This window comes from Acinetobacter sp. 231_lipA, from assembly GCF_058243005.1.
Map to the genome: position 1 here is coordinate 785,632 of NZ_JBZAYU010000001.1, position 10,909 is coordinate 796,540.

At 42.3% G+C, this 10,909-nt stretch carries 10 protein-coding genes; 4 read left to right on the forward strand and 6 right to left on the reverse strand.

The window, feature by feature from the left end:
- Window positions 1-55: 55 nt before the first annotated feature.
- On the reverse strand, window positions 56-1,276 hold the full coding sequence (argJ, locus tag AC4CUX_RS04015; RefSeq protein ID WP_114837919.1) for a bifunctional glutamate N-acetyltransferase/amino-acid acetyltransferase ArgJ: 1,221 nt from the start codon (window positions 1,274-1,276) through the stop codon (window positions 56-58).
- Between the two features lie 129 nt (window positions 1,277-1,405).
- On the reverse strand, window positions 1,406-2,464 hold the full coding sequence (locus AC4CUX_RS04020; protein WP_005402022.1) for an RNA-guided endonuclease InsQ/TnpB family protein: 1,059 nt from the start codon (window positions 2,462-2,464) through the stop codon (window positions 1,406-1,408).
- A 20-nt stretch (window positions 2,465-2,484) separates the two neighbouring features.
- On the opposite strand from AC4CUX_RS04020, the gene tnpA reads away from it, so the two are divergent.
- The gene (tnpA, locus tag AC4CUX_RS04025; RefSeq protein WP_005402021.1) at window positions 2,485-2,898 is read left to right on the forward strand and encodes an IS200/IS605 family transposase; all 414 of its coding nucleotides are present in this window, start codon (window positions 2,485-2,487) and stop codon (window positions 2,896-2,898) included.
- A 130-nt stretch (window positions 2,899-3,028) separates the two neighbouring features.
- Here tnpA and AC4CUX_RS04030 read toward each other — a convergent pair whose 3' ends face one another.
- The 4 genes from AC4CUX_RS04030 to AC4CUX_RS04045 form a co-directional block, all read right to left on the reverse strand.
- A complete protein-coding gene (locus AC4CUX_RS04030; protein WP_457807405.1) occupies window positions 3,029-3,874 on the reverse strand; it encodes a transposase in 846 nt (281 codons plus the stop codon).
- Window positions 3,875-4,289: 415 nt separating this feature from the next.
- Entirely contained in the window at window positions 4,290-4,637 is a 348-nt protein-coding gene (locus AC4CUX_RS04035; RefSeq protein ID WP_114837871.1) for a hypothetical protein, read from the reverse strand.
- 192 nt (window positions 4,638-4,829) lie between these two features.
- Window positions 4,830-7,553: a preprotein translocase subunit SecA gene (gene secA / locus AC4CUX_RS04040; RefSeq protein ID WP_490792202.1), complete on the reverse strand. Its 2,724-nt coding sequence runs from the start codon at window positions 7,551-7,553 to the stop codon at window positions 4,830-4,832.
- Between the two features lie 214 nt (window positions 7,554-7,767).
- Window positions 7,768-8,202, reverse strand: coding sequence for an ABC-three component system protein (locus AC4CUX_RS04045; protein ID WP_227557044.1), 435 nt, complete (start codon window positions 8,200-8,202; stop codon window positions 7,768-7,770).
- 342 nt (window positions 8,203-8,544) lie between these two features.
- On the opposite strand from AC4CUX_RS04045, the gene AC4CUX_RS04050 reads away from it, so the two are divergent.
- The 3 genes from AC4CUX_RS04050 to AC4CUX_RS04060 all read left to right on the forward strand — a co-directional run bounded on the left by AC4CUX_RS04050 (window position 8,545) and on the right by AC4CUX_RS04060 (window position 10,890).
- A complete protein-coding gene (locus AC4CUX_RS04050) occupies window positions 8,545-9,186 on the forward strand; it encodes a peroxiredoxin (protein WP_114837869.1) in 642 nt (213 codons plus the stop codon).
- Window positions 9,187-9,493: 307 nt separating this feature from the next.
- Window positions 9,494-10,318 (forward strand): MBL fold metallo-hydrolase, encoded by an 825-nt coding sequence (locus AC4CUX_RS04055; protein WP_114837868.1) that lies wholly within the window; start codon window positions 9,494-9,496, stop codon window positions 10,316-10,318.
- Window positions 10,315-10,890: a dual specificity protein phosphatase family protein gene (locus AC4CUX_RS04060; protein ID WP_419381307.1), complete on the forward strand. Its 576-nt coding sequence runs from the start codon at window positions 10,315-10,317 to the stop codon at window positions 10,888-10,890. The genes AC4CUX_RS04055 and AC4CUX_RS04060 overlap by 4 nt, the downstream gene beginning before the upstream one ends.
- Window positions 10,891-10,909: the final 19 nt, after the last annotated feature.

The window sequence follows — 10,909 nt, forward strand, 5'->3', positions numbered from 1 at the left end:
AAAGTTCTTATGCTAAAAAAGCCTCCAAAGGAGGCTTTTTTTAAACTCGTTAAGATTAAGAGCGATAATCCGCATTAATCTTCACATAGTCATAAGATAAGTCACAGGTATACACTGTGTCTTTCGCTGCCCCGCGTCCTAGATCTACACGAATGGTCATTTCAGCTTGTGACATTACACGAGCACCTTCCGCTTCCGTGTAATCGGCAGCCGCACCACCATCCTTACAGATTTGCACATCATCTAACCAAACTTGAATTTTTTCAACATCTAAATTCTTAACCCCAGCATAACCAATCGCAGCCAAGATACGTCCCCAGTTCGGATCTGACGCAAAAATCGCAGTTTTAACCAAAGGTGAATGTGCAATACTATAAGCAATATCACAGCATTCTTGCGTGTCATACCCACCTTCAACAGCAACCGTAATAAACTTAGTTGCACCTTCACCATCACGTACAATCAGTTGTGCAAGACGTTTCATCATACGCGTGAGTACATCTAGCACTACGGTATAGCGTGGATCTTGGGTTGAGCTAATTTCAACACCACCCGCTTGACCCGTAGCTGCAAAGATACAGGAGTCATTGGTTGAAGTATCACCATCAATGGTAATTCGGTTGAAAGAAACATTGACCGTTTCGCTCAACAGTTGCTGAACCAACTCGTGGCTGATAGGTGCATCGGTTGCTACATAGCCCAACATCGTTGCCATATTGGGACGAATCATGCCTGCACCCTTAGAAATACCCGTCATGGTATACGTGATGCCATCCAATTCGAATTGCTCAGATGCACCTTTTGGTGTGGTGTCTGTGGTCATAATCCCAGTAGCAGCAGCACCCCAAGCATCAGCACGCAAACTATTTAATGCAGGCTGTAAACCATTTAACAAACGCTCCAACGGCAATTGTTCACCAATCACCCCTGTTGAAAACGGTAACACTTCCGTTGCTTGCACACCGGCAAGCTCAGCCAATTTTGCACAAGTACGCTCAGCATTCAGCATGCCTGTCTTGCCTGTACCTGCATTGGCATTGCCAGTGTTAATAATGAGGTAGCGCGGATTCGCCACTTGTAAGTGCGCTTTAGACACATGCACGGGCGCTGCACAGAACGCATTTTGAGTGAAAACACCCGCAACATTCGTTCCTTCAGCAAATTCGAAAATGACAAGATCACGTCGGTTCTGATAGCGCACATAAGCTTCAGCCGTTCCGATTCTTACCCCTTTCACCACGTGCATTTGTGGCATTGATACGTCACCTACTGGCATTTTAAACGTCCAATTCATTTGTTAGAAAAAACACAGCTTATTAGAATTTTCAGAAAAAATCGAGCAGAAGACTTTGTTTGCTTTAACTTTTCAATGCACACTCATTTTTGACTTGACATCCTCCGCGACCTAAAGGACGGGGATTCCTACTGCTAGACGCTCATGTCCGAGCGCAAGAATATTCAGTGCGGAATTTATATCCCTATCATGGAATGTACCGCATTCCATGCACTGCCATTCTCTTATTCCAAGTCCCGTTCTACCTTTCGGACTACTACAGCGTGAGCCACAGCTCGAACAAGTTTGGGTGGTATAGGCTTCATTGACTTCTTTATACCATACACTTGCGTTCTCGCATTTATACTTGAGCATGGTTCTAAGTGTTGTCCAACTTGCATCTAATACAGACTTCGCTAGTTTAGTCCGTGCTAATGCCTTTGCATTCACATTACCAACGAAGATGGCTGCATGTTTATTCACCAATTTATGACTGAATTGATGTAGCGTATTTTGACGTATGTTTCTAATCTTGGCATGAATCGCTTTAACACGCTTTTTATTTCTAGCACGTTGAGCAATGCCAAGTTTTTGTTCGTATTGCCGATAGATTTGAGGGGCTTTGAGCTTTACGCCATCTGAACAGGTTGCAAGGTCTTTTAAGCCCAAATCTATACCGATTGAGGTATTACCCTTTGATTTAACTTGTTTTGTCTTATCAACAACTAAACAAACATACCAACGTCCACGACTGTCTTCTACAAATGAGCCTGTTTTGACGTTGTATTTTGATAGTCCATAGCTATCCCATAGCTTGAATTGATGCTTGCCATACTGCACGTAGCCATCAGCATATTTGATTGCAACCTTTTTGAACGGTATCCAACCCAAAGAACGTCTTGCAGACTTCTTATTACTCACCCGCCATTTTAGCTTTGCTTTTTTAAACTGCTTTCTTCGAGTAACCAATTCTTCTGTTATCGCTTGAACAGTTTGACTATGCAGATTGCATTCTTTAGATGTGCCTTTCGTGTATTTAGCAATATCGTAAGCTGAAAGAAATTCACCTTTTCTTTTTAGATGTTTAAATCCTAAATCATTCACATAATTCCAAACAAAATTTACTTCCGATGCGAGTTGGTCTAGTACCTTGTAATGTTTGTCTTTTATGCGTAATTTAAGTGTTTTCATGATTAAAATATATTTGGTCTATGAGCAATAGTCAAGAGATTAGAACAGGTCGCCACTGTGTTTTTAATATGCATGTACATTTAGTCTTTGTGGCTAAATACCGTAGAGATGTTTTTACCAAAGCAATGCTTGAAACAATGCGTGAAGTGTTTGAGCGTATCTGCTTAGACTTTGAAGCCGAGTTGGTAGAGTTTGATGGTGAACACGATCATGTTCATTTGCTTGTGAATTATCCACCTAAAATAGCAATTTCTAGCTTAGTGAATAGTTTAAAGGGTGCTTCAAGTCGCATTGTAAGAACCAAACACCCTGAAATTAAAAACAAGCTATGGGGCAGTGCTTTGTGGTCGCCTAGTTACTTCGCTGCTTCATGTGGCGGTGCGCCAATTGGAATTGTTAAACAATATATTCAACAACAGCAAACACCGCATTAATGGCTTACGCCACTCGCTTATATCCTCGGGCTAAACCCATAGGTATCTACACATCTTGATGTACCTAATGCAATTGTTGCGATTTCATTCAGTTCATCTATTGAATATTCTGAGAGCAGTTGAAGAGTGTTCAGTAAAATCGAAAGTCCTGCCAATATTGCAGGTGCACTTTCCAACTTACCTCTCTTCTGCTGTCGGCCTGAAAGAGGAGCCGTCTTAAAATCGCTGCAGGTGTGGTCTGAAGCCATGATTCAACGTCATGGCCTGCCTGCTTCAGAAGCTTGAAATAGCACTCAATTGTCCAGCGCCAGTAATACCAGGTGGTTAATTCTACCGCATCAATCTCTGAAGAAACATTGCTGATCAGCGACCATCTCGCGACTGTTTTACCTTGAGCATCTTTCACCACAGCAACAATTAATCTGGCTGTAACTGCCTTGCCTGGCTGGGGAGCAACCCGTTGGCCTAAATCATCTTTTCTCTTCGGCTTTGCTGCACGCGTTATCCGAATATCGGTTTCTCCAACATGCAGCATATGCCTGTTTCCTTTATAAGCAATCGGCTTAACTTGCTGAGTTACTACTTTTTCTGCGACTTCTGCAACTTTGTAGGTTTCCGTTTGATGCTCAATCCGATGGCTTTCTTTGGCCCGAATCAACCATTTGAAACCATGGCTGCTGATTTCCCTCAAGTGGGCAATCGAGTCTCCTTCACGGTCAATGATATGGACTTTTGTTTTCTCAATCGGATACTGTTCAATCGTTTTGATTTGTTCTGCGAGTGAGTCCAAATGGGACTTGCGCTCGCTGTATTGTTCACTGAATGTGGAATAACAGCCGGATGCATCTGTTAGCGTCTGAGCTAATGGCGCAATTGGGAGCCCTGATGACGCATCGACAAGTAAACTGCTTTGCAATTCATAGCCTGAATTCGCCTCTGTTCTTTGAAGACGCTGAACCTTATGACTGTGCTTCACATACTGCAGTTGAGACTAGTCATGAACGATTAATGCATACTGATGCGGTGATGTCTTGATCTGTTCGCATGCAAGAAGCTTAATCAGCTGGTTTAATTGACTAAAAGAGATTTTATTATTATTCAGGAATCGCCAAACAGCCTGTGTAGTTGAGAAACTCGACTTTTGGGTAGAGGCCAGGTCTTTGATTGCGGGAGCAAGTGAAGCAAGAGGATTCATATTGAGTTTTACAAGGCTGTTATAACGTTTGACAAGACGCTGATCCAGACCAGAGATGTTAAATTGAAGAGCATGCTCTTCAATTTAACGCAAAGCTCGGAAATTGTGTAGATACCTATGGGCTAAACCCCGAGGTTTTACGCTCCAATGGATAAAAAAACCAATCCGAAGATTGGTTTTATGCAGCAGCATTTGATTAATTTGAAGCAAGCTGTGCTGAGCTAGACAAAAGCGCTTGTTTAGCATTTTCTTGACTTACAGGAGAAAGCGCTGGGTTTGAAGCCACAATACGGTTCACCGTTGCTGCATTTACAGGAGCAATAGCAGCCGTTTGCAGAACCACTGGGCGTTGATTTGGATTGGCAAAGGTATAGCGAATACCTGTACGCGGACTTTGTACCGTAATATTACCATTGGCTTGTGCCGCAGGTGCTGTGGTTGCACCGCGTGCTTGTTGAACTTTAGCTGCGGTAGTGGTATCTGCAAATGCAAAAGTTGGAAGCGCTAAAGCTGCAATCATGATTGGTTTTAATACTTTTTTCATTGTCTTTCCACTTTAGAGGTTTAGATGATGAGCAACTAAATAGCATTTAATGCCTAACACTGCAAATGCTATTCACATTATGCAACGCTTTAACTGTAATCAGAATCGTATTTGGACTGATCTTAACGTCAATTTTTTAGTCATATCAATAAAAAGCAGAACCGAAGTTCTGCTTTTTCACTCGTTCACAGTTTAGATTTTACCGTGGCACTGTTTATATTTTAGACCTGAACCACATGGGCAAGGCGCGTTACGACTCGCAGGTGCCGCAAACTCTTCGACTGGCTCGTACTGTGCATCTACTTCTGCGAATTGGCTTTGATCATCGGTCAACAAACCATCAAAGTCGGCATGCGACAAGTTCAATTGCATCGCTTCAGCTTGAGCTTGCTTTTGAGCTTCCATTTCAGCCAGCTCTTCAGCCATTGGTACATGTACGCGAGATAAGTCAGTTACAACATCCGATTTGATAATCGCCAACATATTTACAAATAAGTTATACGCTTCTTTTTTGTATTCTTGCTCAGGATTTTTCTGTGCATAACCACGTAAGTGAATGCCTTGACGTAAATAATCCATCGCTGCCAAGTGATCTTTCCAGTGACGATCCAGCGAGTTCAACATGAAGTGACGCTCCAGCATAACTGCTGTTTCATCGCCCATTTGCTCACGGCGGCTACGGTAGCGCTGTACCACTTCATCAGTAATACGTTCAACCAAAGATTCTTCATCTAAACGACGGTCATCTTCCAACCATTGATTGATTGGCAAATCAATCGCGAGGTCTTCACGTAACGCTTTTTCAAGCCCGTCAATATCCCATTGATCATGAATTGACTCAGGTGGAATATAGTTAGAAATCACGCCTTGCATCACATCACGTTGCATCTCTTCGATATAATCTTGCAATGTGCTTTCGGCCAAAACCTCATCACGTTGAGAGTAAATAATTTTACGCTGTTCGTTGTTGACGTCATCGTATTTCAATAAGTTCTTACGAATATCGAAGTTACGTGCTTCAACTTTACGCTGCGCATTTTCAATCGAACGTGACACCATTTTATGCTCAATGGCTTCGTCTTCTTGTAAGCCCATCGCACGCATCATGCCCACAACACGATCACCCGCAAAGATACGCATTAAGTCATCTTCAAGTGACAAGTAGAAACGTGACACACCTGGGTCACCCTGACGACCTGCACGACCACGAAGCTGGTTATCAATACGACGTGATTCATGACGCTCAGAACCAATGATGTGTAAGCCACCCGAACTCAATACCATTTCATGGTTTTGTTCCCATTCGGCTTTTAAGCGCGCTTCGTCTTCAGCAGTTGGGTTTTCAATTTTTGCCAGTAAAGCTTTCCAGTTACCACCGAGCAGAATGTCTGTACCACGACCTGCCATGTTGGTTGCAATGGTTACTGCTCGCGGTGCACCCGCTTGCGCAATAATATCCGCTTCACGTTCGTGTTGTTTTGCGTTCAACACTTCATGCTGAATGCCTGCATCACGCAATTTATCAGAAAGAATCTCAGACGCTTCAATCGTTGCAGTACCAATCAAAATTGGGGCTACACCAGACTCATGCACGCGTTGAATTTCTTGAATAATCGCGTTGTATTTACCATTACGATTTAAATAGATTAAATCGTTTTGGTCGAGACGAATCATTGGACGATGCGTCGGAATGATCACCACGTCTAGACCATAAATTTCTTTCATTTCCGCAGCTTCAGTATCGGCAGTACCGGTCATACCCGAAAGCTTTTTGTATAGACGGAAATAGTTTTGGAAGGTTGTGGTTGCAAGCGTTTGGTTTTCAGGCTGGATTTCTAAGCCTTCTTTTGCTTCAACTGCTTGGTGTAAACCTTCTGACCAGCGACGACCTGGCATGGTACGTCCTGTGTTTTCATCGACAATGATCACTTCACCATCATTGATGATGTAGTGCACATTGCGTTGATATAAGTAATGCGCACGAATGGCAGCAGTCACATGGTGAACCAAGTTCAGGTTGGTCGATGAATATAGACTTTCACCTTCAGCCAACAAGCCCATCTCAATCAGTTCATTTTCAACCGTTTCAAAACCAATTTCTGTCATTTCAACAGAACGTTGTTTTTCATCAATCCAGAAATGCCCGCCATCCGCGACTTTTTCTTCTTTCTGCGCATGCAGTTTGGGTGGAATGCTATTGATTGCAGCATACAACTGTGAAGAGTCATCACTTTGACCTGAAATAATCAACGGCGTACGTGCTTCATCAATTAAGATCGAATCGACTTCATCTATGATGGCATAGATCAAACCACGTTGTTTTTTCTCAGCAAGCGAGAACACCATGTTGTCACGTAGATAGTCAAAGCCAAATTCGTTGTTGGTACCGTAGGTAATATCGGCACGATAGGCTTCAGCTTTCTCTGTTGGATCTTGCATGGAATAGATAATCCCGATGCTTAAACCCAAAAATTCAAAGAGCGGACGGTTTAATTCAGCATCACGCTGTGCCAAATAGTCATTCACGGTAATGACGTGAACACCTTGAGCACTAATCGCGTTTAAATAACACGCCAAGGTACCCATTAGGGTTTTACCTTCACCTGTACGCATCTCTGCAATTTTACCTTCGTGTAAGGTAATACCACCAATCAACTGTACATCATAATGACGCATGCCCATGACACGCTTAGCTGCTTCACGGCAGACGGCAAATGCTTCCGGGAGTAATTTATCGAGGCTTTCGCCCTTGTTATATCGTTGTTTAAATTCTTCAGTTTTTGCAGATAAGTCTGCATCGCCAAGAGCGGATATCGTCGGCTCGAGCGCATTAATCTTGTCTACGATTTTACGCATGCGTTTGAGTTCGCGCTCATTTTTGGTACCGAAGATTCCTCCGATCAGACTTGCCAACATGAATAGACTCTCTAAATCTTGCTTGTCAAATGAATATGTTTTCTTAGTCGTTATTATGGTGCTAGAAATTTGAAGTACAAGGGCTTTACACAAAACCATTTAAAAAATCTATTCATTGTTTCTAGCCCGTCGAATCTAAGGCAAACTAATGTAACAAATTTTAAACAGCCGACATAGAGATTTCATCCGAACTCATCAGGATTCAACAGTCTTTTTAAAGTAGCGACTTTAATTGTTTGCAGTTATTCAAGGTTTTGCTTTCAAGCGCTTGATTTTTCCGCAGCGAGGCTTTCACCCCATTATTGGACTGACTTGGATTCATGCTCTGTAGAAAACCCAAGAGTTGTTCATCATTGACTCGCATTGCGGTAAGAATCGGAACAAGCTGTACACAAGCAACTTGATAAATATTATTCGTATTCTGACCTTGAGCTAACTCTCGCTCGAGAGCCTGTGAAAGGGTGGCTTTACGCTGTTTGAGGCTTTTTTGAGACGCTAGATATTGATCTGTAATTTGTTGTGGCGTTTGACGAGCAGTACTGACTTGGGCTTGTTTCAATTGCCCACCATTCTGCGCATGGGTTACTTCCAGTCCCCATAACACTAAAGTCAGGGCTATCCCTATTTTTTTCATTGTTCTAATACTCAAGTTTTTTATACTTTGTGAAATTGCTTTAAAAAACAACTATAAATCAATGATGAAAAGAATTATATCCAATCATAAACCGATCGAATGCGCAATCAATTCTATAGAGCGATACACTTCACAGAAGCAGAAAAAATCTCGTCTAAACACCGTTACCAAATATGCAAATAAACGGTCTCTAGAGCAACAATGAGGTCATCTTTGGCATCCCCAAATACATAACAGCTATCCGACCAATTATGAATATTTTGTATAAATAAATAATAAAACACTATTTTTCATGCAAAAGAAATTGCGCCATAGTGATGTTCATCCCATAGACATAAAGATAATTTGAGGTTCAACATGAGTTTACGTTTAGGCGACATCGCACCCAACTTTCAACAGGCTTCGAGCGAAGGCAAAATCGATTTTTATCAATTTTTAGGCGATAGCTGGGGAGTACTGTTTTCACATCCTGCTGACTACACGCCAGTATGTACCACCGAGCTTGGCTTTACCGCAAAACTCAAAGATGAATTTGAAAAACGTGGGGTAAAAGCCATTGCTCTCTCGGTCGATGATGTTGAGTCACATCTAGGTTGGATTAAAGACATCAATGCAACCCAAAATACCACGGTGAATTTCCCGATCATTGCCGACCAAGACCGTAAAGTGTCTGAGCTATATGGTTTTATCCATCCTAATGCCAGTGAAACATTAACAGTTCGCTCTTTAGTGATTATCGATCCAAACAAAAAAGTCCGTTTGATTATCACTTATCCTGCATCGACTGGTCGTAATTTCCATGAAATCTTACGCGTGATTGACTCACTGCAACTGACCGATCACCACAAAGTTGCAACTCCTGCGAACTGGCAACAAGGCGAAGATGTGGTGATTGTGCCGTCACTCAAAGATGAAGCTGAAATCGCACAGCGCTTTCCGAAAGGTTATAAAGCAGTTACCCCGTATTTACGCCTGACTCCACAGCCTGAGCAAAGATAAAATATTCTGCTGTGGCAGCAGACAAGTGAAGCCCGAGGTTTTGACCGAGCAGCTCCATTGAAAACAAAATGGGGCCCGAACTTCAAGCAATCAAAAGAGGAGACTAACCCATAAAAATACGCTCTGAGTCACCTTGTATGATCGTTTCAAACTCCAATGACGAGCCGGGTTTGAACTTTTGAAAGCCTGTCAATCGACAGGCTTTTTTCCGCTTAAAGCAGGCATGCATGACTCTTTAACAAAATCAAACTGTTAAAACTAAAATCTTCCGCTATAACAGTCAAAACAATACGATAAAAATGACTTTATGATCTATAACATTCACCATTTACATTGCGGCACCATGTGTCCAGTGTGTGCCCCACTCTTTGGTCAAAAAGGTTTTCAAGCTAAGGTCGTGTGCCATTGTCTTTTGGTTGAAACAGATCAAGGGCTGGTGCTGATTGATACGGGCTTAGGCATACAGGACTATCTACACACCAAACAGCGTTTGGGGCAGTTGGTGGCTCGAATTGGAAAAATTGAACAAAACTTAGAATTAACAGCCATTGCACAAATCCAAAAACTTGGCTTTAGCCCAAAGGATGTCAAACACATTTTGGTTTCACATCTGGATTTTGACCATGCGGGGGGTATTTCCGACTTTCCCAATGCAACAGTACATATCCTGTCTAACGAATATAATGCGGCACAAAACCTGAAATCATTCAAAAATAAAGCCCGTTATAAAACACAACAATTTCAGCAGCATCGCCATTGGCACTTTATTGAGCCGATTCACGGCGACGCATGGTTTAATTTGACTCAAGTGCAAGGGTTTGACTTATTTCATAATGAGATTCTTTTGATTCCACTGTTTGGGCATACTGAAGGTCACTGTGGCATTGCCATTAAAACCCAACAGGGTTGGAAACTCTTCTGCGGAGATGCCTACTACTCCCACCTAGAACTCAATCCCCAAAACAAACTTCGCAGCTTAAATGCCTTGGAAGTATTTTTTGCCGAAGATAATGCACAACGTTTAAGCAACCTGCATAAAATTCAACAATTGGCACAGTCGGAACCACGTATCGAAATCTTTTGCGCGCATGATCCGGTTGAACTTTCACACCATCAGAGCCTGATCCTATGACCAAATATCTTGTTATGCTTTCTCTGTGTATCAGTGTTTCTGGCTGTATGACTACGCCTGCGCTGCCCGAGACAGAGCGTCCACAACACTGGGGACAGTCTATCCAACCTGCGCATAATTTCTATCAAATCAGTGAAACCGTTTTTCGTAGTGAGCAACCCGATCAAGATTTAGTTCAGAGTTTAAAGGCACAAGAAATTGATGTGATTATTAATTTACGCTCACGTAATCAAGACCTGAAAAAACTGTCCAACCAAGGGTTTAAACTGGTGCATATCCCGATTCATACATGGGCGATTGACCGAGACGATTTGTTAAAGGTGATGCAACAAATTCAACATGCGGAGCAAAACCAGCAAAAAGTTTTACTGCATTGCTACCATGGCTCAGACCGTACAGGCGCCAGTGTGGCTATGTATCGCATTATTTTTCAAAACTGGTCTACCGCTGATGCCTTGGCTGAGATGAAACATGGCGGTTATGGTTTTCATCCAATTTGGCAAAATATCGAGCCATTATTCAGCCCTGCAAATATAAAATGGATTCAACAGCAACTGTTGAATCCATCTTAGTGAAGGCAATTAGGTTGAA

Excerpts from the sequence above, each read along its gene's own strand:
- argJ (WP_114837919.1), bottom strand. The coding sequence starts at position 1,276 with ATGCCAGTAGGTGACGTATCAATGCCACAAATGCACGTGGTGAAAGGG.
- AC4CUX_RS04020 (WP_005402022.1), bottom strand. The coding sequence starts at position 2,464 with ATGAAAACACTTAAATTACGCATAAAAGACAAACATTACAAGGTACTA.
- tnpA (WP_005402021.1), top strand. The coding sequence starts at position 2,485 with ATGAGCAATAGTCAAGAGATTAGAACAGGTCGCCACTGTGTTTTTAAT.
- AC4CUX_RS04035 (WP_114837871.1), bottom strand. The coding sequence starts at position 4,637 with ATGAAAAAAGTATTAAAACCAATCATGATTGCAGCTTTAGCGCTTCCA.
- secA (WP_490792202.1), bottom strand. The coding sequence starts at position 7,553 with ATGTTGGCAAGTCTGATCGGAGGAATCTTCGGTACCAAAAATGAGCGC.
- AC4CUX_RS04050 (WP_114837869.1), top strand. The coding sequence starts at position 8,545 with ATGAGTTTACGTTTAGGCGACATCGCACCCAACTTTCAACAGGCTTCG.
- AC4CUX_RS04055 (WP_114837868.1), top strand. The coding sequence starts at position 9,494 with ATGATCTATAACATTCACCATTTACATTGCGGCACCATGTGTCCAGTG.
- AC4CUX_RS04060 (WP_419381307.1), top strand. The coding sequence starts at position 10,315 with ATGACCAAATATCTTGTTATGCTTTCTCTGTGTATCAGTGTTTCTGGC.